Source organism: Poseidonocella pacifica (assembly GCF_900111875.1).
Classification (GTDB): domain Bacteria; phylum Pseudomonadota; class Alphaproteobacteria; order Rhodobacterales; family Rhodobacteraceae; genus Poseidonocella; species Poseidonocella pacifica.
Genome location: NZ_FOJU01000002.1, coordinates 414,147 through 436,418, shown reverse-complemented (window position 1 = coordinate 436,418; position 22,272 = coordinate 414,147). Strand labels below are relative to the sequence as shown.

The 22,272-nt window shown below is 61.8% G+C and carries 30 protein-coding genes; 18 read left to right on the top strand and 12 right to left on the bottom strand.

All coding sequences use genetic code 11. The features are described from left to right. Positions 1-55: 55 nt before the first annotated feature. Entirely contained in the window at positions 56-928 is an 873-nt protein-coding gene (locus BM234_RS07255) for an NAD(P)-dependent oxidoreductase (RefSeq protein WP_092063273.1), read from the top strand. Between the two features lie 49 nt (positions 929-977). Here BM234_RS07255 and BM234_RS07250 read toward each other — a convergent pair whose 3' ends face one another. Then, the gene (locus tag BM234_RS07250) at positions 978-1,406 is read right to left on the bottom strand and encodes an FKBP-type peptidyl-prolyl cis-trans isomerase (RefSeq protein WP_092062479.1); all 429 of its coding nucleotides are present in this window, start codon (positions 1,404-1,406) and stop codon (positions 978-980) included. A gap of 189 nt (positions 1,407-1,595) precedes the next feature. Here BM234_RS07250 and BM234_RS07245 point away from each other — a divergent pair, with 189 nt between their 5' ends. The 5 genes from BM234_RS07245 to BM234_RS07225 all read left to right on the top strand — a co-directional run bounded on the left by BM234_RS07245 (position 1,596) and on the right by BM234_RS07225 (position 5,667). After that, positions 1,596-2,279, top strand: a complete 684-nt coding sequence (locus tag BM234_RS07245) for a haloacid dehalogenase type II (RefSeq protein WP_092062476.1) — start codon at positions 1,596-1,598, stop codon at positions 2,277-2,279. After that, positions 2,279-3,100, top strand: a complete 822-nt coding sequence (locus BM234_RS07240) for an alpha/beta fold hydrolase (protein ID WP_092062473.1) — start codon at positions 2,279-2,281, stop codon at positions 3,098-3,100. The genes BM234_RS07245 and BM234_RS07240 overlap by 1 nt, the downstream gene beginning before the upstream one ends. Positions 3,101-3,111: 11 nt before the next feature. After that, entirely contained in the window at positions 3,112-4,080 is a 969-nt protein-coding gene (locus tag BM234_RS07235) for a threonine ammonia-lyase (protein ID WP_245752540.1), read from the top strand. A 95-nt stretch (positions 4,081-4,175) separates the two neighbouring features. Beyond that, a complete protein-coding gene (pcaD, locus tag BM234_RS07230; RefSeq protein WP_092063270.1) occupies positions 4,176-4,970 on the top strand; it encodes a 3-oxoadipate enol-lactonase in 795 nt (264 codons plus the stop codon). Next, a complete protein-coding gene (locus tag BM234_RS07225; RefSeq protein WP_092062467.1) occupies positions 4,963-5,667 on the top strand; it encodes an alpha/beta fold hydrolase in 705 nt (234 codons plus the stop codon). The genes pcaD and BM234_RS07225 overlap by 8 nt, the downstream gene beginning before the upstream one ends. Before the next feature lie 48 nt (positions 5,668-5,715). Here BM234_RS07225 and tsf read toward each other — a convergent pair whose 3' ends face one another. Both tsf and rpsB read right to left on the bottom strand, forming a co-directional pair. Further along, positions 5,716-6,591 (bottom strand): translation elongation factor Ts, encoded by an 876-nt coding sequence (gene tsf / locus BM234_RS07220; protein WP_092062463.1) that lies wholly within the window; start codon positions 6,589-6,591, stop codon positions 5,716-5,718. An 81-nt stretch (positions 6,592-6,672) separates the two neighbouring features. Further along, positions 6,673-7,446 carry a 30S ribosomal protein S2 gene (rpsB, locus tag BM234_RS07215; RefSeq protein ID WP_092062460.1) on the bottom strand — a complete coding sequence of 258 codons (774 nt, stop codon included), beginning with the start codon at positions 7,444-7,446 and terminating at the stop codon, positions 6,673-6,675. Positions 7,447-7,733: 287 nt separating this feature from the next. Here rpsB and BM234_RS07210 point away from each other — a divergent pair, with 287 nt between their 5' ends. From BM234_RS07210 to BM234_RS07200, 3 genes are all read left to right on the top strand, one after another. Further along, on the top strand, positions 7,734-8,294 hold the full coding sequence (locus BM234_RS07210) for a lipid-binding SYLF domain-containing protein (RefSeq protein ID WP_092062457.1): 561 nt from the start codon (positions 7,734-7,736) through the stop codon (positions 8,292-8,294). A gap of 77 nt (positions 8,295-8,371) precedes the next feature. After that, on the top strand, positions 8,372-9,604 hold the full coding sequence (locus BM234_RS07205; RefSeq protein WP_092062454.1) for an MFS transporter: 1,233 nt from the start codon (positions 8,372-8,374) through the stop codon (positions 9,602-9,604). A 134-nt stretch (positions 9,605-9,738) separates the two neighbouring features. Further along, on the top strand, positions 9,739-10,650 hold the full coding sequence (locus BM234_RS07200) for a 50S ribosomal protein L11 methyltransferase (RefSeq protein ID WP_092062451.1): 912 nt from the start codon (positions 9,739-9,741) through the stop codon (positions 10,648-10,650). Here the strand turns inward: BM234_RS07200 and BM234_RS07195 are convergent. Beyond that, positions 10,617-10,823 (bottom strand): DUF1127 domain-containing protein, encoded by a 207-nt coding sequence (locus BM234_RS07195; protein ID WP_092062448.1) that lies wholly within the window; start codon positions 10,821-10,823, stop codon positions 10,617-10,619. The genes BM234_RS07200 and BM234_RS07195 overlap by 34 nt on opposite strands. A gap of 289 nt (positions 10,824-11,112) precedes the next feature. Between BM234_RS07195 and ruvC the strand changes: the two genes are divergently transcribed. From ruvC to thpR, 5 genes are read left to right on the top strand one after another with little or no spacing between them, the layout of a single operon-like run. Beyond that, positions 11,113-11,619 carry a crossover junction endodeoxyribonuclease RuvC gene (ruvC, locus tag BM234_RS07190; protein WP_092062445.1) on the top strand — a complete coding sequence of 169 codons (507 nt, stop codon included), beginning with the start codon at positions 11,113-11,115 and terminating at the stop codon, positions 11,617-11,619. Next, entirely contained in the window at positions 11,616-12,263 is a 648-nt protein-coding gene (ruvA, locus tag BM234_RS07185; RefSeq protein WP_092062442.1) for a Holliday junction branch migration protein RuvA, read from the top strand. Before ruvC ends, ruvA begins: the two co-directional genes overlap by 4 nt. Positions 12,264-12,266: 3 nt before the next feature. Continuing rightward, the gene (gene ruvB / locus BM234_RS07180; RefSeq protein WP_092062439.1) at positions 12,267-13,292 is read left to right on the top strand and encodes a Holliday junction branch migration DNA helicase RuvB; all 1,026 of its coding nucleotides are present in this window, start codon (positions 12,267-12,269) and stop codon (positions 13,290-13,292) included. Then, complete coding sequence (locus tag BM234_RS07175; protein WP_092062436.1) at positions 13,289-13,918, top strand: hypothetical protein; 630 nt, start codon at positions 13,289-13,291, stop codon at positions 13,916-13,918. The genes ruvB and BM234_RS07175 overlap by 4 nt, the downstream gene beginning before the upstream one ends. Before the next feature lies 1 nt (position 13,919). Next, positions 13,920-14,453, top strand: a complete 534-nt coding sequence (thpR, locus tag BM234_RS07170) for an RNA 2',3'-cyclic phosphodiesterase (protein WP_092062433.1) — start codon at positions 13,920-13,922, stop codon at positions 14,451-14,453. A 2-nt stretch (positions 14,454-14,455) separates the two neighbouring features. Here the strand turns inward: thpR and BM234_RS07165 are convergent, their stop codons facing one another. Further along, entirely contained in the window at positions 14,456-15,172 is a 717-nt protein-coding gene (locus tag BM234_RS07165) for a response regulator (RefSeq protein WP_092062430.1), read from the bottom strand. A gap of 145 nt (positions 15,173-15,317) precedes the next feature. Here BM234_RS07165 and mce point away from each other — a divergent pair, with 145 nt between their 5' ends. Beyond that, positions 15,318-15,722, top strand: coding sequence for a methylmalonyl-CoA epimerase (mce, locus tag BM234_RS07160; RefSeq protein ID WP_092062427.1), 405 nt, complete (start codon positions 15,318-15,320; stop codon positions 15,720-15,722). A 60-nt stretch (positions 15,723-15,782) separates the two neighbouring features. Beyond that, positions 15,783-16,067 (top strand): DUF1467 family protein, encoded by a 285-nt coding sequence (locus BM234_RS07155; RefSeq protein WP_092062424.1) that lies wholly within the window; start codon positions 15,783-15,785, stop codon positions 16,065-16,067. Here the strand turns inward: BM234_RS07155 and BM234_RS07150 are convergent. The 3 genes from BM234_RS07150 to BM234_RS07140 form a co-directional block, all read right to left on the bottom strand. Then, a complete protein-coding gene (locus BM234_RS07150) occupies positions 16,009-16,731 on the bottom strand; it encodes an EI24 domain-containing protein (RefSeq protein WP_092062421.1) in 723 nt (240 codons plus the stop codon). The genes BM234_RS07155 and BM234_RS07150 overlap by 59 nt on opposite strands. Further along, positions 16,728-17,306: a nitroreductase family protein gene (locus BM234_RS07145; protein ID WP_092062418.1), complete on the bottom strand. Its 579-nt coding sequence runs from the start codon at positions 17,304-17,306 to the stop codon at positions 16,728-16,730. The genes BM234_RS07150 and BM234_RS07145 overlap by 4 nt, the downstream gene beginning before the upstream one ends. 144 nt (positions 17,307-17,450) lie before the next feature. Then, positions 17,451-17,690, bottom strand: coding sequence for a hypothetical protein (locus BM234_RS07140; RefSeq protein ID WP_092062415.1), 240 nt, complete (start codon positions 17,688-17,690; stop codon positions 17,451-17,453). Between the two features lie 109 nt (positions 17,691-17,799). Here BM234_RS07140 and BM234_RS07135 point away from each other — a divergent pair, with 109 nt between their 5' ends. Then, positions 17,800-18,513, top strand: coding sequence for a M48 family metallopeptidase (locus tag BM234_RS07135; protein ID WP_425439231.1), 714 nt, complete (start codon positions 17,800-17,802; stop codon positions 18,511-18,513). Here BM234_RS07135 and BM234_RS07130 read toward each other — a convergent pair. Both BM234_RS07130 and trhA read right to left on the bottom strand, forming a co-directional pair. Then, positions 18,510-18,782: a CBU_0592 family membrane protein gene (locus tag BM234_RS07130; RefSeq protein ID WP_092062413.1), complete on the bottom strand. Its 273-nt coding sequence runs from the start codon at positions 18,780-18,782 to the stop codon at positions 18,510-18,512. The two genes, BM234_RS07135 and BM234_RS07130, sit on opposite strands and share 4 nt — an antisense overlap. Before the next feature lie 181 nt (positions 18,783-18,963). Further along, positions 18,964-19,617, bottom strand: coding sequence for a PAQR family membrane homeostasis protein TrhA (gene trhA / locus BM234_RS07125; RefSeq protein ID WP_092062410.1), 654 nt, complete (start codon positions 19,615-19,617; stop codon positions 18,964-18,966). A 367-nt stretch (positions 19,618-19,984) separates the two neighbouring features. Between trhA and BM234_RS07120 the strand changes: the two genes are divergently transcribed. After that, complete coding sequence (locus BM234_RS07120) at positions 19,985-20,602, top strand: hypothetical protein (RefSeq protein ID WP_139226776.1); 618 nt, start codon at positions 19,985-19,987, stop codon at positions 20,600-20,602. Between the two features lie 18 nt (positions 20,603-20,620). Here BM234_RS07120 and rimO read toward each other — a convergent pair whose 3' ends face one another. Beyond that, complete coding sequence (gene rimO, locus BM234_RS07115) at positions 20,621-21,988, bottom strand: 30S ribosomal protein S12 methylthiotransferase RimO (RefSeq protein ID WP_092062404.1); 1,368 nt, start codon at positions 21,986-21,988, stop codon at positions 20,621-20,623. Between the two features lie 83 nt (positions 21,989-22,071). Further along, positions 22,072-22,239, bottom strand: a complete 168-nt coding sequence (gene rpmG, locus BM234_RS07110; RefSeq protein ID WP_089276079.1) for a 50S ribosomal protein L33 — start codon at positions 22,237-22,239, stop codon at positions 22,072-22,074. Positions 22,240-22,272: the final 33 nt, after the last annotated feature.

Genomic DNA, 22,272 nt, shown 5'->3' with positions numbered 1-22,272 from the left:
GGTTTGGTATCCAATCGGCTACGGGGGGACAAGGGAACAGGGGAAGGGGATTTCGATGTCAGACGTTGCGTTTCTCGGGCTGGGGGTGATGGGCTATCCCATGGCGGGGCATCTTGCGGCGAAGGGCCATGCGGTGACAGTTTATAACCGCACGACGAGCAAAGCAGAGGCATGGGCCACGCAACATGGGGGCACCGCTGCCACTACGCCGCGCGACGCGGCACGTGGCAAGGCTTTTGTGATGGCCTGCGTTGGCAATGATGACGACCTGCGAAGCGTTTGCCTCGGCGAGAATGGTGCTTTCGCTGGAATGGAGACGGGCTCGATTTTCGTCGATCATACGACCGTTTCGGCGCAAGTGACCCGCGAATTGCACGCCGCCGCGGCGGAGCGCGGTATCGCCTTCATCGATGCTCCGGTGTCCGGCGGGCAAGCTGGCGCGGAAAACGGCGCGTTGTCCGTGATGTGCGGCGGCGAGGCAGAGCCTTACGCCCGCGCGGAAGAGGTGATCGGGGCTTATGCGCGGATCTGTCGCCGTCTGGGCGAAAGCGGCGCGGGCCAGATGACCAAGATGTGTAACCAGATTGCTATCGCCGGGCTGGTTCAGGGCCTTTCCGAAGCGCTCAATTTCGCGGAATGCGCCGGACTGGACGGAAAGTCGGTCGTGGACGTCATTAGCCAAGGTGCGGCGGGAAGCTGGCAGATGTCGAACAGGTATGAGACGATGCTCGCGGATGAATTCGAACACGGTTTTGCCGTGGACTGGATGCGCAAGGATCTGGCGATCTGTCTGAAAACTGCGGATGAGACGGGCGCCTCGCTGCCCGTCACGGCGCTCGTGGATCAGTTCTACAAGGACGTGCAGTCGATGGGAGGGGGGCGTTGGGATACGTCGTCACTCATAAAGCGGCTGCGTGCGTTGAAGTGATCCTGCTCCCCGGAAACTGATCCATCAGTTTCCGGGGGCGGATCGGAGATCAGGCGATCTCGACGAGTTCGACGTCAAAAATGAGGTCTTTGCCTGCGAGCGGGTGGTTCGCATCAAGTGTCACTTCGGATTCGGTGACTTCAACGACCGTAACCGGCAGGGTCTGGCCATCAGGAGTCTGGACCTGCAACTGCGTGCCGGGATCGAGCGGGATCTCGGCGGGGATTTCCTGACGTGGCACTGCCTGAAGCGCCTCGGGGCGGGATTCGCCATACGCCTCGGCAAAGGGGACTTCAACGGTCTGTTTGTCGCCGACGGCCATGCCTTCGATCGCCTTGTCGAGGCCGGGGATGATCTGGCCGGAACCCACGGTGAATTCCAACGGATCGCGCCCGTCGCTCGTATCGAATGTGGTCCCGTCGCGGAGTGTCCCGGTGTAGTGGATGCGAACCGTGTCGCCTGTCTTGGCTTCCGCCATCGTGCGTTCCTTTCAGCTTTTTCGGGGATGAGTTTGGGGAGGCCGACTGTCCATCGCGGGTGCTCCCTCATGAGATCGTGCCCCTAACTTAGGGGCTCGGTCCGCCCGATGCAAACCAAGCGCTCTTTTCTCCGCGCGCCGAGCATGCCACGTTGCGCCGCAAAGGGATGTCACTCGACGGAGATCGCCATGGCGTGCAAAGTTGTCATATTCGATGCCTATGGGACGTTGTTCGACGTGGGCTCCGCTGCCCGTGCCGCTGCAGAGGAGCCGGGGCGGGATGGACTGGCAGCTTGCTGGATGGCGCTGGCCGAGGATTGGCGCCTCAAGCAACTGCAATACACGTGGCACCGCGCCATCGTGGGCCAGCACGCGGATTTCTGGCAGGTGACGCAAGAGAGCCTCGACTGGGCGCTGGAGCGGCACGGCCTGCACGAGGATCCCGAACTGCGTGAGCGCCTTCTGACCCTGTATCTTGAGTTGGAGGCGTATCCTGAAGTTCGCACCACCTTGACGGAATTACGCGAAAGAGGACAGACCTGCGCGATCCTGTCAAATGGCGCTCCGGAGATGCTGTCGTCGGCGACCGCAAGCGCGGGGATCGGTGATCTGCTGGACGATCTTCTGTCGGTGGAGGCGGTCGGCATCTACAAACCCGCCGCAAAAACCTATCAGCTTGTTCTGGACCGATTTGGTTGTGAGCGGGGAGAGGTTACGTTCGTTTCCTCGAATGGCTGGGATGCGGCGGGGGCATCGCTGTTCGGATTCAACACGGTCTGGGTAAATCGCCGGAACGAGCCTGTGGACCGGCTCCCCGGACGGCCTGCGCACATCTTGGACGATCTTGGCGCGTTGCCGGATTTGCTCGGCTGATGCCCCGGTTCGTGACATCCGATGGGATCTCGTTGCATTACGAGGACGAAGGATCGGGCCTCCCTGTCCTCGCGCTTCCGGGGCTGACGCGCAGCGGGCGCGATTTTGATTTCGTCGCGCCGCACCTTCGGGACATTCGCCTGCTGCGCCTCGATGCGCGGGGGCGCGGCCAATCGGATCATGCCGATCCTGCGACCTACTCCATTCCGGTCGAAGCGCGCGATGTGCTCGAATTGCTTGACCATCTTGGGATCGAGCGCGCGGCGATCCTCGGCACGTCGCGGGGCGGTCTTGTCGCACATGTCCTCGCGGCCACGGCACCGGATCGTTTGATGGGGGTCGCGCTCAACGACATTGGTCCAAAGATCGAGGAGGAGGGACTTCAGGCCATTCGCGCCTATATCGGCCGCGCGCCGGTCTGGACCTCGTACGAAGATGCCGCGAGCGCCCGTGCCGCCGCGTTGCCGGGGTTCGTCGATGTCCCGGCGGAGCGGTGGCGGGCGGAGGTCGAACACCTCTTTGAGGAGAGGGAGGGCGGTCTTGCCCTGCGCTATGATCCCCGGCTGAAAGAACCCATACTCGCTGCATTCGACGCGCCGCCGGTGGATCTGTGGCCCTTGTTCGACATGTTCGGGCCCATTCCGGTTGCCTGCATTCGGGGGGCAAATTCCAACATCCTGTCTACTGAGACCTTGGCCGAGATGCGCCGCCGCAGACCGGATATGATCGTTGCCGAGGTAGAAGGGCGCGGGCATGTGCCGTTTCTCGACGAACCAACGTCGCTCGCTGCGCTGCGGGCATGGATCGACCGGCTGACATAAGGAGCGCCGCCTTGGATATCACCAGAATCGAGGCCGCTGCCGAACGCCTTCGGGGCAACGTTCGCCGCACGCCATTGCTGTCATCGGCTGCATTGGATGCAATCGCCGGGCGGCGGGTCTTGGTAAAAGCCGAATGCCTGCAGCATACGGGCAGCTTCAAGGCACGCGGGGGCTGGGCCGCGATCTCGGCCCTCACAGCAGAAGAACGGGCATGCGGGGTCATTGCCTATTCGTCCGGCAATCATGCGCAGGGGGTAGCGCGCGCAGCAAGGGCGCTTGGGGTTCACGCAGTGATCGTCATGCCCTCTGACGCCCCACGATCAAAAATCGACGGGACGCGAGCCTATGGGGCGGAACTGGTTTTCTATGACCGGGCAACCGGCGACCGAGAGGCGCTTGGGGCAGGCATCGCTGAAGAGCGCGGTTTGACGCTGATCCTGCCATATGATCATCCAGAGGTCATTGCCGGCCAGGGGACTGCGGGGCTGGAGATCGCCGAACAGGCAGCAGAGATGGGCGTGCGTGAGGCTGAGGTCGTCGTCTGCTGCGGCGGCGGTGGGTTTACGTCCGGCATCGCCTTGGCGCTCGAGGCACATGCACCGGAAATGCGCGTACGCCCCGCCGAGCCGACCGGGTTTGACGATGTCGCCCGCTCCCTCGCCTCCGGCAGCAAGCAGTTCAACGCCCAGACCGGCGGCGGCCTTTGCGACGCCATTCTGACCCCGACACCCGGCACGCTCACCCTTCCGATCCTTTCCCGTCTGTGCGGACCCGGCCTTGTGGTGGAGGATGACGAAGTGCTCAGGGCGATGGCCCTTGCGTTCCGCCACTTGCGCCTCGTGGTCGAACCGGGCGGCGCGGTGGCTTTGGCATCGGCCTTGTTCCGGCCAGAAGCCTTTGAAGGGCATACCGCAATCGCGACACTCTCTGGCGGAAATGTCGATCCGGATGTCTTTCGCAGGGCGCTTGATCTTGTATGACGCTTCGGACGACGTCAGACGGGGCGGGTCAGGGGGCTGGGAACAAACCCGAAAACCCTCTCCGAGAGACTGAGATCAAGCGAAAGGACAAACCCATGCTGATTGCCGACCTTGGCGAGGTGAAACTGCACTATCGCATCGATGGTGATCCCGATGGTGCGCCAGTAGTGTTTTCCAATTCACTCGGTACCGACCTGCGGCTATGGGACCAAGTCTTGCCGTTGCTGCCTGCGGGGCTGAAGTTCATCCGCTACGACAAGCGGGGGCACGGGCTCTCGTCCTGCCCGCCGGGTCCGTACAAGATGGGCGGACTTGTCACCGATGCCGAGCGGTTGATCGATCATCTTGGTCTGCGGGATGTGCTTTTCGTAGGGCTCTCCATCGGGGGCATGATCGGACAGGGGCTGGCCGCCAAACGGTTGGACCTCGTGCGCGCGCTGGTTCTGTCGAACACGGCGGCCAAAATCGGCACGCGCGAGATGTGGCAGAGCCGGATCGACGGGGTTCGGAATGAGGGGATCGAAGCGCTGGCCGATGGAACCATGGAACGGTGGTTTTCCGCAGAGTTCCGCGAAACGGCACCTTTCCATGCTTGGCGTAACATGCTGGTTCGCCAACCGGTTGAAGGGTACGCCGGGTGCTGCGCCGCAATTCAGGGGGCCGATTTCCTGACCCCCACGTCGGGCCTTCGACTTCCGGCGCTTGGAATCGCCGGGTCCGAAGATGGCGCAACCCCACCCGATCTTGTGCGGGAAACCGTCGATCTCATACCCGGGGCCGAATTTGCGCTCATCCGGCGGGCAGGGCATCTGCCGTGTGTCGAACAGCCAGAGGAATACGCGCGCATTCTGTCGGAGTTCATCGCGGCCGTCGGCCACGCGAATGGCTGAGATTCTCCTGGTACACGGATCGTGCCACGGCGCGTGGTGTTGGCGCGATCTGATCCCCGAACTCGAAGCGCTCGGCCATCGGGCCCGTGCGATTGACCTGCCCAGCCATGGGGAGGACACAACGCCCCTCGCGGACGTGACGCTCGACCGCTATGCGCAGGCAATCCTTGGCGCGATGGAGGGGCCTTCGGTTGTGGTCGGGCATTCCATGGCGGGCTATCCAATCACGCGGGCGGCGGATCTTGATGCGTCGAACGTCGCCGGGCTCGTTTATCTCTGCGCCTATGTGCCAAAAGCGGGATTGACGCTGGCGGAGCGCCGCCGCGAGGCTCCGCGCCAACCGCTCATGCACGCAGTGCGCCTGTCTGATGATCGTCGGAGTTTCACCATCGATCCGGAAAAGGCCGAGGCGGTGTTCTACCACGATTGCCCGTCTGAGGCCGTGGCCTACGCCATCCCGCGCCTCGGTCCGCAGGCGGTTTTACCACAGGAGACGGCATTTGATCCGCGCGGTATCCATGTGCCCCGCCACTACGTCCGATGCACGGATGACCGGACCATTCCGCCGGAGTTTCAGGAGGAGATGACCGCGGATTGGCCCCGGCAGGATATAAGCGAGATGCCGGTGGGGCACTCCCCTTTCTTTGCCGATCCAGCCGGGCTCGCGGCAATTCTGGATCACGTGGTCAGAAAATGAAAAAGGCGCGCCCGGGGGCGCGCCTTTCCAAAATGGTATTGGGGTCGATCAGCCTTGAGCGGCCTTTGCAACCTCTGCCGCGAAGTCTTCTTTCTCGACTTCGATGCCTTCGCCGACTTCAAGCCGAACAAACCCGAGGATTTCGGCGCCAGCTTCTTCGGCGGCCTTGCCCACGGTCAGATCGGGGTTCACGACGAAGTCCTGACCCAGAAGCGTCACTTCGGAGAGGAACTTCTTCATGCGGCCCACGATCATCTTTTCGATGACCTGCTCGGGCTTGCCGGATTCACGGGCGATTTCGATCTGAACCTGACGTTCTTTCTCGACGATTGCCGGATCAAGGTCCGCTTCGGACAAGGAGGCCGGGTTCACAGCCGCGATATGCATTGCGACCTGACGGCCAAACGCTTCGTCACCGCCCTTGAGCGCGACGAGAACGCCGATCTTGCCCATGCCTTCGGCGGCGGCGTTGTGAGTATAGGAAACGACCGTTTCCCCCTCGAGGCGCGCCATGCGTCGAAGCCCCATGTTCTCGCCGATGGTTGCGATCTTGGCGGTGATCGTGTCTTCGACAGTCTTGCCGCCAAGGTCGGCTGCCTTCAGCGCGTCGACGTCCTTCACGGAAAGGGCGGCGTCGGCAATCTGCGCGACCATCGTTTGGAATTCGGAGTTCTTGGCCACGAAATCGGTTTCGGCGTTGACTTCGACAGCCACACCAACCGTTCCGTCGACCTTTACGGCCACGAGACCTTCGGCCGCGGTGCGCCCGGATTTCTTCGCCGCCTTCGCGAGACCCTTGGTCCGCAGCCAGTCGACGGCCGCTTCCATGTCACCATCGGTTTCGGTCAGCGCTTTTTTCGCATCCATCATGCCTGCGCCAGTCGTGTCGCGCAGTTCTTTTACAAGTGCAGCAGTGATCGCCATCTCGGCTCTCCTCGATGTCTTACGGGTGTCAGGCGCGACTGGTTATTGCCGCGCCCTGTGACGGTTCGATGACGCCTCGGCTCAGGCCTCTGCGGGGGCTTCTTCGGCGATGGCCTCTTCAGCAGGGGCCTCTTCGAACGCACCGATGTCAACGCCTGCGGCGCCAAGCTGCTCTGCCGTACCGTCGAGTGCCGTGCGGCTCACCAGATCGCAGTAAAGCGCAATTGCGCGCGCCGCGTCATCGTTACCGGGGATGATATAGTCGATGCCGTCGGGCGAGCAGTTGGTGTCGACGATGGCAACAACCGGGATGCCGAGCTTGTTGGCTTCGGCGACCGCGAGTGCTTCTTTCTTAACGTCGATGACGAACAGCATGTCGGGCAGCCCGCCCATTTCGCGGATCCCGCCGAGCGAGGCCTGCAGTTTGGACTGATCACGCTCCATGCCGAGGCGCTCTTTCTTGGTGAGACCTTCGGCGCCGCCGGCCAGCTTCTCATCGATCTCGTTGAGACGGTTGATCGACTTGGACACGGTCTGCCAGTTGGTCAGAGTGCCGCCGAGCCAGCGGTGGTTCATGTAGTACTGGGCGCATCTCTCGGCTGCATCCGCGACGGGCTGTGCCGCCTGACGCTTGGTGCCGACGAAGAGAAGGCGACCGCCGCGGGAGACGACGTCGCGGATCGCGTTGAGCGCCGCGTCGAGCATCGGGACCGTCTGGGTCAGGTCGATGATGTGGATGCCATTGCGGCCGCCGTAGATGAACTCGCCCATGCGGGGGTTCCAGCGCTGCGTCTGGTGGCCGAAGTGAACGCCAGCTTCAAGCAGCTGACGCATGGAGAACTCTGGAAGAGCCATGTCCGTATCCTTTCCGGTTTGCGCCTCGGTGCGGGGTGTAGCGCGGAATGCGCCAACCGGTGGACCGCCGGGGATGTCTCCCCCGGGCAGCCCGCCCGCACCTGCGAAGTGAATGTCGCGCGTATAGGGTAAGCCTCGAAGGTTGGCAAGCGTTTCCCGCAAGGGGCTGCCGAGCGAATCGCGGGGCCGTGACAGCGCCGCGCGATACCGGTATGGTTGAACCCAAGATCGGGCTACGGGCCCGGCGTGTGTCGAGGCATTTCCCTATCCAACGAAAAGGCAAACTCATGAGCAGACTGAACCGGCGCAGCTTTACCCTTGGCACCTTGGGCATGGCGGGCCTATTGGCCGCGTGCAACAATGGCGTGGGCGCCCCCGGCGCAGCTTCGCTCGACGCGCGCGTCGACTCCACCCTGTCCTACCTCTACTCCAAATTCCCTGGAACGCGCGATCTCGGCGACAAGTCAGCGGGTCAACTCGTGATGCCGCTGGTGACCGAAGCCGGCCTCGGGATCGGTGGCAGCTTTGGCCGCGGTGCATTGCGCGTGGGCGGAACCACGGTCGACTATTACTCTGCGACAACCGCCAACTTCGGCCTTCAGGTCGGGGCCCAGCAATATGCTCACGTCCTGTTTTTCATGACAGACGAGGCGTTGATGCGATTCCGCCGCTCACCGGGATGGGCGCTCGGCGCGGATGTGGAATATGTGGTGCAGGATCGGGGCGAAAATATGCGCGCCGATACCAATACGACCTCGGCGCCGGTGATCGCCGTTGTCTTCGGTCAAGCCGGGCTGCGCATTGGCGCGACACTTGAAGGCACAAAATACAGCCGAATTATCCCCTGAAATCGGCAGAGCACAGAAATACCCCGCGGCGGCAGATTTTTCTCGCCCCCGCCGCGGGTTGGCCGTAAATGCGAGATATGACGCAAGTTTTTCCCCTCTCAGACGCGGCGCATTTGCCCTTTTGGCGGCGGCCGGTCACACTTCTCTTCGTGATGGCGGCGGCCATGCCCATCGCTTTCGCCACGTGGTCCGCGCTTCTCAACAACTTCGTCGTGGAGGTCGCGGGCTTCGATGGATCTGACATCGGCTGGCTCCACACCGTGCGGGAGGTCCCTGGATTTCTCGCGGTGGGCGTCATCGCGATCCTCCTTTTCGTGCGTGAGCAGGTTCTGGGGCTTGTCGCATTGATCCTACTGGGGGTGGCGACAGCCCTCACCGCACACTTCCCCTCGATGGGCGGCATTCTCACGATCACCATGCTGAGTTCGATCGGGTTCCACTATTTCGAAACCGTGAACCAGTCGCTGCAACTTCAATGGCTCGACCGGGAGCGGGCGCCGCAGATGCTGGGCTGGATCCTCTCCGCAAGCTCGGCTGCGACATTGGTTGCCTATGGGGTCATCATTCTGAGTTGGGACGCGCTCGGCCTGACGTACAACATCGTGTACCTCGTATCGGGGGGCATTACGGCGCTGGTCGCGCTCTTTGCCCTGCTGGCCTATCCGCAGTTTGCCTCGCCAAACCCGCAGGTCAAACGCATGGTTCTGCGCCGCCGATACTGGCTCTATTACGCGCTACAATTCATGTCCGGCGCGCGCCGTCAGATTTTTGTCGTCTTTGCAGGGTTCATGTTGGTTGAGCGCTTTGGCTTTGACGTGCATGAGATCACGTTGCTGTTCCTCGCCACCCTCGTGTCAAACATTCTCTTTGCTCCGATCATGGGGCGCGCGGTGCGTGTCTTTGGGGAGCGAAAGGCGCTGGCTTTTGAGTACATTGGCCTGATTGCCGTCTTCCTTGCGTATGGCGGGATCTATTACTTCGGCTGGGGGCTTGTTCTGGCGGCGATCTTGTATGTGGTGGATCATCTGTTTTTCGCCCTAGCCCTTGCCCTCAAGACCTACTTCCAGAAGATCGCCGATCCGGGCGATATCGCGCCGACCGCGGCCGTGGCTTTCACCATAAACCATATTGCCGCTGTATTCCTGCCTGCGGCGCTTGGATACCTCTGGCTCGTCTCGCCGGGTGCGGTCTTCCTGTTGGCCGCGGGCATGGCCGCCGTGTCGCTTCTTCTCGCGCTCATGGTGCCAAGGCATCCGGTGCCAGGATATGAGACGATCTTCTCGGGCGTAGTCCCGGCCCCCGCTCAATAACGGAGCGCCGGCAGATCCGCGCTTTTGAGATTGCTTGCGACGCTTTGCCTTCCATGAAACAACCTGCGTGACCCGCGCGACGGCCTGAAGATCTGGCTGACGGCGATCCTTTACAGCATGAAGAGCGAGAGACCATGGCCACATTCACGGCGCTGACAACGCTTCCGGGCAAAGAAGCAGCGGAGCGACTGGGAGAGGCCATGGAGACCCTGCAGCCGGAACCGACCGGTGTCGGGGTGTTCGAGATGGAAGACGGCTCCGGCTTGTGGGAAATCGGCGCTTACTTCACCGAGCAGCCCGACGGCGTGGCGCTGGATCTGCTTGCGGCGGCCATGGGCGCAAGACCCTTTGTGGTGTCTGAATTGCCAGAGACTGATTGGGTCGCCAAGGTTCGCCGGGAGTTGCGCCCGGTCGAGGCGGGGCGGTTCTTTGTCTATGGCTCGCATGATGCGGATCAGGTGCCGGTCGGCGCCGAGCCATTGCTGATCGAAGCCGCGATGGCGTTCGGAACCGGTCACCATGGTACAACGCTCGGCTGTTTGCGGGCGTTGGACCGATTGGCGAATGATGGGTTTGTCGCGGAAGCTGTTGCCGATATCGGGTGCGGCACCGCCGTGCTGGCCATGGGGGCTGCCCGAATTTACTCAGGGACAATCGTCGCAAGCGATATCGATCCTGTGGCGGTTGAGGTCGCGGCCGCCAATGTCATCGCCAACGGTTTGGACGGTAAAGTCGATTGCGTCGAAGCCACGGGCTTCGATCACCCCGTGCTGGCCGCAGCGGCGCCATTCGATCTCATCTTCGCCAATATTCTGAAGGGTCCGTTGATCGATCTCGCGGCGGAGCTCTCAGGGGCGCTACGGCCCGGCGGATACGCGATCCTGAGCGGCCTGCTGACCGATCAGGCGGAGGACGTCATTTCCCGTTACGCGGACGTGGGTGTCGCGGTGCACCATCGCGAAGATATCGGCGATTGGTGCACGCTGACCCTCCGGCGCGCGGATCGATCGCTTCAGGCGCGGTTGGAGCGCCTGGCAACCAACTGAATGTCACTGCGTGACAAGCCGATATCCTCAAGCTCGTGGTCCGACAGCGCATAAAGTGCGCGGCGGGTCACGCGGGCATCGCGCCAATCCGCGATCTTGGTGACGATGCGATAGGCGGCCGCGGCGATGCCGAGGTCGAAGGTCGTGTTGCGGTGTGCGACGTAGCTGGTCATGTTGAAGTCCTTCCGGGTCGTGTTCTTTTTGTTCAGCGCGCCATTTAGTCAGGCGCAGTTGATCCGGCAATTGGCAAATTCGCATGGGTGTCATGCCCGCAAAGCATGGGTCGGGCGCGCGTCAATACCCTGTAAAGACTTCATAAAATCCAAGCGCGATTCTGTCGCAAACAGTCGATCCGGCGTCGCAAAACATCCTTAATGTGAGGGTATGCCCCAAGGTGGGGGCATTGGCCTTTGTTCGCCTTTCGTGCTAGATCTCAAAAAAATAATCGAGCGAGGAGCAGGTATGCGCGTTCTGGGGATCGATCCGGGCCTGCGGAACATGGGTTGGGGGGTGATCGAGGTGTCGGGATCCCGCCTGAGCCATGTCGCGAATGGCGTTTGCCACTCCGTGGGGGACGACCTTGCGGGGCGTCTGCTGTCTTTGCATGAGCAACTCACCGAAGTTTTCCGTGCCTATATGCCGACAATGGCCGCGGTGGAGCAGACTTTCGTAAACAAGGATGGCGCAGGTACGCTCAAGCTAGGGCAGGCGCGGGGCATCGCCCTGTTGGTACCGGCACAGGCGGGAGTGCCGGTCGCGGAATATGCCCCGAACCAGATCAAGAAGACTGTCGTCGGTGTCGGTCATGCGGACAAACGGCAGGTTCAGCACATGGTCGCCATGCAGCTTCCCGGGTGCCACTTCGATAGCGCGGACGCGGCGGACGCCTTGGCCATTGCGATTTGTCATGCGCATCATGGCGGGGCGGCATCGCGGCTTGCCGCCGCCATCGGGGAGGCGCGGCGATGATAGGTAAGATTACAGGGCGACTGGATCACCGGGGCACTGATCATGTGCTGATCGACGTGGGCGGGGTGGGCTATCTCGTTTATTGTAGTGACCGGACCCTTCAGACCCTGCCGGGGCGGGGAGAGGCGGTCGCGCTCTACACCGATTTGCTGGTCCGGGAGGACTTGTTGCAGCTTTTCGGGTTTCCGACGCTGCTGGAGAAGGAATGGCACCGGCTTTTGATGACTGTGCAGGGAGTGGGGGCGAAGGCGTCCCTCGCCATTCTCAGTGCGCTTGGCCCCGAAGGCGTGGGCCGCGCGATCGCGCTTGGCGACATCACCTCGATCAAAGCGGCCAAAGGTATCGGGCCGAAGACCGCACAGCGCATTGCGCATGAACTCAAGGAAAAGGCCCCCGGGGTCATGGCGTTGGGCGGATCCCTCTCCGAGGCCGCGGGGACCGTCCCGGCGGCGATGCCGGATGTTCCAATGACCCCATCCGCGGGCGGCTCGGCGCAGGCCGAAGCCTTATCGGCACTGGGAAATCTGGGCTATGCGCCGAGTGAAGCGGCCAGCGCCGTGGCGCAAGCGGCCACTGATCTGCCCGAGGCGGATACCGCAGGTCTCATTCGCGGCGCGTTGAAGCTCCTCGCGCCGAAAGGATAAGCCATGGCAGAATCCGACCCGACGCTCCGGCCCGCCCCGTTGCCCGAGGATGCAGATCGCGCTCTTCGCCCGCAAGGACTCGATGAATTCATCGGCCAAGCTGAGGCGCGGGCCAATCTGAGGATCTTCGTCGAATCCGCGCGTCAGCGCGGCGAGGCAATGGATCACACCCTGTTTTACGGCCCTCCCGGGCTCGGGAAGACGACGCTCGCACAGATCATGGCGCGCGAACTGGGTGTGGGGTTCCGCATGACCTCCGGCCCGGTTCTTGCCAAGGCGGGGGATCTCGCCGCGATCCTGACCAATCTAGAGGCCAACGACGTCCTGTTCATCGACGAGATTCACCGGCTCAATCCCGTGGTGGAAGAGGTGCTTTATCCAGCGATGGAGGATTTCGAACTCGACCTTGTGATCGGTGAGGGACCGGCGGCGCGCACCGTGCGGATCGAGTTGCAGCCCTTTACGCTTGTCGGGGCCACAACCCGCCTTGGTCTTCTGACGACGCCTTTGCGGGATCGGTTCGGTATTCCGACGCGGCTTCAGTTCTATACCGTTGAGGAACTCAACCTCATCGTCTCGCGAAATTCCGGCAAGCTGGGCATTCCGGTCGAAGAGGCCGGAGCGCGGGAAATCGCCCGCCGGGCGCGGGGTACGCCCCGGATTGCCGGGCGCCTTTTGCGGCGGGTGGTCGACTTTGCCGTTGTGGAGGGAGACGGCCGCATCACGCGGGATCTTGCGGACAACGCGCTGACCAGACTTGGGGTTGACCACCTCGGGCTAGATGGAGCGGACCGTCGATACCTCAGGTTGATCGCGGAGCATTATGGCGGCGGCCCTGTCGGGATCGAAACTCTCGGGGCGGCCTTGAGTGAGAGCCGCGACGCGCTGGAAGAGGTGATCGAGCCGTTCCTGCTGCAGCAGGGGCTCATCCAGCGTACCCCGCGCGGACGGATGCTCGCCGCCGGGGGGTGGAGCCATCTTGGACTTGCCGCGCCAAAGGCGCCGGGGCAGGGGGACTTGTTCCCATGACACCTGAAGAGATTGCCGCCCATTTCACCCAGCCTGACGGCAGCTATCGTTTCGCCCGCTGGGGCCGGCCGATCTCTCCGGTGGTTTTCGGTGTGGAGGATGCCACGTTGAATGTCGTGAAAGGGGCGTTCGAAACAGTGGTCGGCTTCGCAGGCCACACAATGGCGGAAACTGATCCGGAGCTTGGCGCCAATGTCATGGTATTTTTCTTCCGCGAGTGGAGCGAATTGCTGGAGCTGCCGAATCTGAGTGCGATGATCCCCGATCTGGGTCCGCTCGTGGTTCGGCTCGAATCGCAGAATGCGCATCAGTATCGGCTGTTCCGCTTCGATGAAGACGGGGCAATCCGAGCTTGCTTTGTGTTCCTGCGAATGGAGGGGGCGTTGGCGCGCATACCCGTCCACGCGCTTGCCCTGTCGCAGGTCGCGCAGGTGTTGCTTCTGTGGTCCGAAGGTGCATTCGAAAAACGATCACCGTTGGGTCGCTTCGAAGGGAACGAGGTTTTGCGCCCGGACATTGCCGCGCTACTGCGGGCGGCGTACGATCCGGTTCTGCCCGGCGTGACAGATGACCCGGTTCATGCCTTGCGTCTTTCGGCGCGATTGACGGCAGCGGGGATCGGGTGATTTGCGGCTCTTCGTCGGTCTGCCGCTACCCGAAGAGCTGTTGCAGCCTGTCGTTGCGCTCCAAAGCAGGCTCCGTGGCGGGCGGCCAGTTGACGAAGACAACCTGCATCTGACCCTGGCCTTTCTCGGGGAGTGCTCAATTCCGCTGGCGCAGGACGTCGATGAGATGCTTCGCAGCCTTGCGATATACCCGATCACGTTGCAGCTTGGCGGGCTTGATCTGTTCGGGCCCGCGGTTGCATTGCGTGCAACCGCGGGTCCGGGCCTCGTGGCGCTGCAAGGGCGCGTCGCGCAGGCGGTCCGTATGGCGGGAGTCGATTTGCCCCGACGGCGATTTCGCCCGCACGTGACCGTCGCCCGCATGAGTAGCGCGGCGACACCAGAGCAACAACAACGGGTCGGCAGGGATATTCAAGCGTTCGGGGATGTATCGCTATCTGCGACGGAGATTGCAGAGATCGCGCTTTATCGATCGCATCTGAGGCGGGAAGGCGCGGAGTATGAAATCCTCGCGACCTATCCCGACTTCAGCTAGCCTCAGATCGCGATCTTGCGATCAAGGCGGGATTTGAGGAAGGATGCGAACAACTCAACATCCTGACCGGATCGCTGTCCGGCCTGACGCTTTTCTTCGAGCTGGGCAACAGCATTGGCGAGGGGGGCATCCTCCGCCGTGCGCGCGAGGCCCGCGAGGAATTGAGAGACGTAGTCCACGACGTATTCTCCATCCGCACCCGAAAGGACCTCAGCCGCGTGGGCGATATCGTCCTGAAAGGCGATGGGATCGGGCGAGATGACATCTTCACTGATGACGCGCGGGCCGCGGGGGTGATGCTCTGCGGGGATATGGGCAAGAACGGCTTCCTGAAAAACCGCAAGGCTCTTGACCGGTTTCGCGAGGAACCCATCGGCACCAGCACTCATGGCGCGGGTCGATCCGCTTTCGTCACCGCTGATCCCCAGAATGACACAGGTCCGGCCGGGCATGGAGGCCATCTCTTCGATGAGATCCTCGCCAGCGCCGTCCGGGAGGCCGAGATCCACGATAACGACCGAAGGACGGTAGACCTGAAGGTGGCGCCGGGCGGAGGTGAGGCTGTCGGCCCGCCTGATCCGTGCGCCGCTTCGTAGGCAGAGCAGGCGCATTGCTTCGCAAGCGAACCTGCTGTCTTCGACGACGAGGACCGTGAGCCCGAGAAGCGGGCGAGCGGGGGTCGGCGTACGGGTAAGGGCGAGTGGATCGAGATCGTCCATGGCACAGTCCTCAAACAAGGTTACGACTCAAGAGGTATCCCGCCATGCCTAACGAGCCGTTAACGTTACCTGACGCGGCCTTGTGTCCGCTTGCCACAACAGGTCTCTGACAGGATAAGAGACGGGTGGCAGGGGAGAGATGAAAATGATCGGACGGCTCAATCACGTGGCGATCGCGGTGCCTGACCTAGAGGCCGCGGCAGAGCAATATCGCAACACGCTTGGTGCGGAGGTCGGCCCTGCGCAGGACGAGTCAGAGCATGGGGTCACGGTCGTCTTCATCACGCTGCCCAACACCAAGATCGAGCTTTTGCATCCCTTGGGCGAGGACAGCCCGATCAACGGGTTTTTACAGAAGAACCCATCGGGAGGCATTCACCACATCTGTTACGAAGTGGACGATATCCGCGCCGCCCGCGATCAGCTTGTGGCGAGCGGATCGCGTGTCCTGGGGAGCGGGGAGCCGAAGATCGGGGCGCATGGCAAACCAGTATTGTTTCTCCATCCAAAAGACTTTCAGGGGTGTCTTGTCGAGTTGGAAGAGGTTTGACGGGGTTGCGCCGGGGTGCAATCGGACACAATTGACTGAGGCAAGCAACAAGGATCTCTCATGGGAATTACGTCCGCAATCGTCCTCTATGCCGTGATCTGGTTCATGGTCTTTCTGATCGTGCTTCCCCTGCGGCTCGTGACGCAAGGAGAAGCGGGAGAGATTGTTCCCGGCACACATTCCTCCTCACCTTCGGATCCGAAAATCCGCCGCAAGGCCATTGTCACGACAGCCGTGACAACGGTGCTGTGGGTCATCATCGCATGGATCATCCTATCGGGAATGATCACTGTTCGGGATATGGATTGGTTCGGGCGGATGGCGCCTCTGGCAGTCGATGGATGAGGTGAGTAAAGGCTGCGGCGCCTATGATGGGAACCACGAGGTTCATGATCGGAATGGTCAGGGGGACGGCCATGAGGGTGCCGAGAATCCAGATCGAAATCTGATTTTCGCGGCGTAGGGCGCGGGCCTCTTCGCGTCCGAGCCGGCGCATGGCGGCCAATTGAAAATACTCGCGTCCGAGCATCAGGCCGTTCACGCCCCAGAAAATGAACGGGGCGAAAGGCGCGAAGATCAGGGCGAGGATCAGCGCGGCGATGTTGACCACGATCAGAAGTGCGAGAAACCCCACTGAGTCGCGAATTCCTGCGCTCAATGAGGTAGAGCGCGCCTTCGGCAATCCGGGATAGTGCCGGTCCTCTACCGCTTGTGCCACGTCATCAAGGAAGATCGACGTGAAAGCCGAGGCGACCGGGATCATCAGGAACGGCGACAGCACGATCATCAGCAGGAGCGATGACCAACTCAGCGCGTCGTCGACCCATGACACCTCCCCCAGAAACGGCAGGCTGATCGCATCGCCCACCAGCCACCCCACCAGCCAGAAAACGGCCAGATACGCGGCAAGTAGCAGGGCCAGCGTCAGCCCGACGCCAAGGAAAAGCACGCGCCTAAAGCGTGGATCGCCGATCTGCCCCAGAGAGAGCAGGATCGCGCGGAGGATCATGCCTCCACCCACTCCGTAATCGCGTCAAGCTCCGGGCGCGGGCGGTCCGGCGGAACCGATTTGCCAGTGCCGATATGGATGAAACCCGCCACGCGCTCGTTTTGTGCAAGGCCAAGCGCGGCGGTCGCGAAACCCCGGTCGTGGGCCGCGAAGCCGGAAAGCCAGTTTGCTCCCCAACCTGCCGCAAGTGCAGCGTTCAACAGGGCGAGACAAACGGCACCGGTTGAGTAGGTCATCTCCAGCGCTGGAACCTTGTCGGACTCCTTCTGGATCTCGATCACGGCCACCACGAGGCCTGCATCCGAGAAGGCTTCGGCAGATTTCGCAATCTTCTCCGCAGGCTCCCCCAAACGCTCGCCGGCGACCTTCACCTCATCCGCGAGGCGGGACAGGGCGCCGCCGCTCAGCACGATGAAGCGCCAAGGCTCCAGCTTGCCATGATCGGGGCTTCTGGCGGCAGCGGTCAGAAGTGGCAGCAGATCCTCTTTCGTGGGATAGGGCGCCCCGATAATACGGGCGGGTCGGGAGCGACGGGTAAGCAGGAAATCGAGCGCGTCTGAGCCGGTCTTGGTCATGGGTAGCCTTTCATCAGTCTGCGGGAGATGTCGGCTGTTGGCCGCGCGGCGTCAAGGCGTGGCGGCCATTTCTCGACTTTCAGGGGCGGATCAGGCGCTTGGCGAGGGTCGCGGCCAAACAAAATTGCGGCGTGAGCGCCGCCTCTACCGCACCGCTTCGGCGAACTTGTAAACCCCTTCGGGCAGGTCGAGCGCCGCTCCGAGATCTCGCAACTGACTCATCGACAGGGTGATCTTCTGCATCCTGTCGGTCCTCGGGTCGTATTGCTCAATCGTGATGCATTCCTCAAATGCGTTGATGGCCACATCCTCCTGCAAGGGGGCGGGGCCTTCGTCGACGAGGGTTACAACGGTGGAATCAAATTCGTGCTCGATGCTGAACATGATTGCAGACTAAGCGCGCCGGCGCCGGATGCAAACGGAGATCTGCTCGGCACTGGTCTTGACGGGAGGGAGGGACTATGTGTGAGCGCAAGCGCCCGAATTTTGAAAAGTGAGAAAACTCTTGCGTCTGACCGCTCCCATCGTCCTCTTCGGCCTGGCCCTGAGCGGCTGCGTGCCGGTCACTTCTCCCGCTCCGCTGCCGAGCCAGAGCGGTTCGCAAATCTCAACTCCAACCCGTCCTTCTGCGCGTACGTTTGCGGATGTTGTGCGTATCATGGAGCCTGTGGCGGAACGGGAATGCGAAGCGCGCACGCGCAACGTGAACTGCGATTTCCAGATCGTGGTGGACAGTCGCCCGGACCAGCCTGCGAACGCCTATCAGACGCGTGACGCCAACGATCGTCCGGTGATCGCGTTTACGCAGGCGTTGATCGCAGAGGCGGAGAACGTCGATGAGTTGGCCTTTGTCATGGGGCACGAAGCCTCGCACCATATCGCAGGTCATATTGATCGGCAGCGAGGTGTCGCAACAGTCGGGGCCATCGTTTTCGGCAGCCTCGCGAGCGCGACGGGGGCGGATTCCAGCGCGGTAAAGACGGCGCAAGATCTTGGTGCCACGGTCGGAGCTCGAACCTTTTCAAAGGATTACGAGCTAGAGGCCGATGCATTGGGCACGATCATCGCCCATAATGCGGGATTTGATCCCGTACGTGGTGCCCAGTATTTTGCGCGCATCCCCGATCCCGGCAACCGCTTCCTCGGCACCCATCCGCCCAACGCGGCGCGGATGGATACGGTGCGTAGAACCGCGCGCGGGCTTTAGGTCGCGGGGCCGCGCCGAGAGCGAAGCCCAAAACCCAAGGTCGACACCACCAACCAGAAGCTCTGAAGCATTGCTGCAGGCAGGTTGAAGTTCGCCGTCAGGCTTGCGAGCACGAGGGCCGAGGCGATGATGTTGAGCGCGAAGTAACTGCGGGATGCGCTCGACACGCGGTTGAAGGTCAGGCGCAGGTAATTCGTCACGTAGCAGAAAAAACCCACCATGCCAGCGACTTCGAAGAGGGTCGCGTGAGGGAAAAGATTTTGCGCCATTAGCGACTCCGGGAATTTGATTGGTCTGAAAACAAGAACAGCCATATCACGAGAGCAAGTATTGGCGCAGGTCGGGAAACCCTGACCTATGGTAAACCGAGTGTTGCTTCAGGGGGCGACGCGCCCTTCTCTGCCCGCCAAAAGGCGCTGCGTTGAAGCATGGTCAAAGGGTGGCTCGCAGTCAGAGAAGCGCGGCGAGCGCGAGGGCGATTCCGAGGAAGAAACAGGCCGAGGCACAGATGACGAAGCTGTGCCATATCGCGTTGGAAAACTTCAGGCTTTCAGCAACATAGAAGACGACGCCGCCGGTATAGAGCAGGCCGCCCGAAGAGAGCAGCAGGAGGCTTGACCACGGCAGGATCGGGACCAGCGGGATGAACAGCAGAACCCCCGCCCAGCCGAGTGCCACATAGGGCAGCCACGAATGCCCGAAGCGATGCGCGGCCGTCAGGAATTTCAAGACCACACCGACGATCGCCGCGGCCCAGACACAGGCCAGAACGGCATAGCCGAAGGCGGTGCCGAGCAGGACGGAAAGGGGCGTGAATGTGCCCGCTATCTTGAGATAAATCGCGGCATGATCGAGCCGCCGAAGGATCGGGCGGGCGGCGGTATAGGCCCCCAGATGATAAGCCATGGAGGCGCTGATCATCAGGATAAGCCCAACAAAATAGACCAGCGTGGCGCTCAGCGCGCCCCAGCCCATCCTCTCGCCCAGATGGGAGAACACGAGGATGATGCCGATGATCGCGCCTGCGAGCCCCAACAGGTGCACGGCGACATCGGCGACCCGCTCGGCGCGGGTGTAGATCGGATAGGGCTTCATCACAGACATATGTGGCCTCAAGGTCGCGGTGGATAGAGCCGGATCGGGCCGCCGCGTCCGGCATCATCCCGAATCGGCCCGAAGGTCAGGTTAATATGGGCCAAGTCGCTGAAAAGCGGGTATGACTTTCGTATGACATATGTATGACTTTGTGTCACACGCCCGTATGATCGGAGCCGGGATTAAGAGGGCGCGCGGTTGTCGTAAGAATCTGTAAACTAGTTTCGCAGATAGTTCGTGAGACTAAACCTGATCCCGACGTGGAGACTGAGAGTGACAAGACTTGGCCTTCAAACCGTTGTGATTTTGGCTCTCTTGCACATATTCATAACGTGGTGTTTACTACACACTTAGAGTCCTGCGTTTGGTTTTTGCAATGGCAGCGTTCAATCTTTCATTAGGAGACTACGCAGCGTTAGCCGCTTTGATGTTGGCTGTGACAGGCTCCAACTACTTGATTTCTGAAGCTCAAATCGAAGCATCGGAAGCGAGACTCGATGGCCAGATAGAGAGCATTAGCTCCGTCGGGTCTCGGGAGCGTAACGATTTGCAGACTGCCTTTTCGGAGCTTTCGAGCGAGATTAAGTCGATCGTCGGCAGCGGGCTAGAAGCTAGAACCGACGAAGTGGTCATGGCACTTTCGAAATTGGATGGAGCCACTGAAAACCTCACTGTGCGGCTGGCAAACATGCGGGTTGAGAGTGAGTTGTTCGAGCGGTTCGAGCAGCTTGCAATGGAACCGGGGTCTGACACCTACGTATATCGTATCGGGGATACCGCGTACGGAAGCATCGAGCTAGATTACTTGAAGGGGCGACCTGCTCGTGAGATTCAGCGTTTGGTTCAACTAGCCAAGGATAAAGACGACGCGTCTGTCGAAGTGCAGTTCGTGATGCAACCAGATCATCTAATGCGAGACAATGCCTATTCTCAGACGCTGCTTGAGGAGCGCATCCGCGCTTTAAGAACGCAGCTAGAGACGATGAAGAACTAGACAAAACCACCAGCTTGCTTAGCGGTGTGTGCGACCCCACAGATCATATTCGCCCGCCTCGTCCACTTCGACCGTGACAAGATCACCGACGGAGAGTCCCTCGGTGCCCTCGTCGATGAAGAGGTTGCCGTCTATCTCCGGGGCGTCGGATTTGGTGCGGCAGGTGGCGATGCCGTCCTCGTCGATATCGTCGATGAGTACCTCCATACGCAGGCCCACCTTGGCGGCAAGCTTTGCTTCGGAGATGGCCTGCGCCTTTTCCATGAAGCGATCCCAGCGGTCTTGCTTGACCTCTTCGGCCACGTGGTCGGGCAGCGCGTTGGAGCGGGCGCCCTCGACGTTTTCGTATTTGAAGCAGCCGACCCGGTCGAGCTGTGCCTCATCCAGCCAGTCGAGCAGGGTCTGAAACTCTTCTTCCGTCTCGCCGGGATAGCCGACGATGAAGGTGCTGCGCAGGGTGATGTCGGGGCAGGTCGCGCGCCAGGCGGCGATCTCATCAAGGGTGCGCGATCCGGCGGCCGGGCGGGCCATGCGGCGGAGCGTGTCGGGGTGGGCATGCTGGAACGGGATATCCATGTACGGCAGCACGAGCCCCTCGGCCATGAGTGGGATCAACTCGCGCACATGGGGGTAGGGGTAGACGTAGTGCATCCGGACCCACGCGCCGAGTTGGCCCAGATCGCGGGCGAGGTCGAGAATCGGGAATTTCGCCTCGCGGTCTTTCCAGTCGGTGCCATAGGCGGAGGTGTCCTGACTGATGACCAGCAATTCCTTCACGCCGCTCTCGACCAACTTTTCGGCTTCGCGCAGCACGGCGCGCGCCGGTCGGGAGGCGAGGCGGCCGCGCATGTCGGGGATGATGCAGAACTTGCACTTGTGGTTACAGCCCTCGGAGATCTTGAGGTAGCTGTAGTGGCGCGGGGTCAGCTTGACGCCCGCGGCGGGCAACAGGTCGATGAAGGGATCGGGGCTTGGCGGGACGGCCACGTGCACGGCATCGAGCACCTGCTCATACTGGTGCGGGCCGGTCACGGCGAGAATCCTGGGGTGATGCTCCCGGATATAATCGGGCTCCGCCCCGAGACAGCCGGTCACGATCACGCGGCCATTTTCGGTCAGCGCCTCGCCGATGGCATCGAGGGATTCGGCCTTGGCACTGTCGAGAAACCCGCAAGTGTTGACGATGACGGCGTCGGCCCCGGTGTAGTCGGGGGAAATGCCGTATCCCTCGGCGCGCAGGCGCGTCAGGATGCGTTCGCTGTCGACCAGCGCCTTGGGGCAGCCGAGAGAGACCATGCCGATGGTCGGCTGGCCGGAGCGAGGCGCGCCGGTGATCCGGGCGCGCGGGGCAAGGTCGGGGCGAAGGTCGGGCGGGTTCTGGGACATGGACCGATCATAAAGCTGGCGCGTGAATGAGAAAAGGGCCGCACCCTCGGCGCGGCCCTCAAATCCGGTCGATCAAGGAAGGCTTACTTGATCTTGCCTTCCTTGTACTCGACGTGCTTGCGCACGACGGGGTCGTATTTCTTGATCGACATTTTTTCCGTCATCGTGCGGGCGTTCTTTTTGGTCACGTAGAAATGGCCCGTGCCCGCGGTCGAGTTCAGACGGATCTTGATGGTCGTCGGCTTCGCCATTGTCACTCTCCTGGTCGCGGGCCCGGTGGCCCG